The organism is Streptomyces sp. SID4985 (assembly GCF_009863025.1).
GTDB lineage: Bacteria > Actinomycetota > Actinomycetes > Streptomycetales > Streptomycetaceae > Streptomyces.
The window spans coordinates 1-350 of sequence record NZ_WWIR01000676.1; the positions used below are offsets into that span (position 1 = coordinate 1).

The following is a 350-nucleotide window of genomic DNA, read 5'->3' on the forward strand; positions in this document are numbered from 1 at the left end:
TTCCTTTACGACGCCGACGAGTTCGATGCCGGGTTCTTCGGGATGTCGCCGCGCGAGGCGATCGCCACCGACCCGCAGCAGCGTCTCCTCCTCCAGACGGCATGGGAGACCTTCGAGAGCGCCGGCATCGACCCGGCCACCCTGCGCGGCTCCACCACCGGCGTCTTCACCGGCGCCATGTACGACGACTACGCCTCCCGACTGCCCAGGACGCCGGGCGAGTTCGAGGGTTTCCTCCTGGCGGGCAACCTCTCCAGCGTCGTCTCGGGGCGGCTGGCGTACACGTACGGGCTGGAGGGTCCGGCGGTGACGGTGGACACGGCGTGCTCGTCGTCGCTGGTGGCCTTGCA

1 protein-coding gene is annotated in these 350 nt (G+C 69.7%); it reads left to right on the forward strand.

The genetic code is table 11. From position 1 onward, the window contains the following. Positions 1-350 (forward strand): polyketide synthase (locus tag GTW40_RS29065; RefSeq protein WP_161183112.1); only part of this gene is annotated, 350 nt, incomplete at both ends.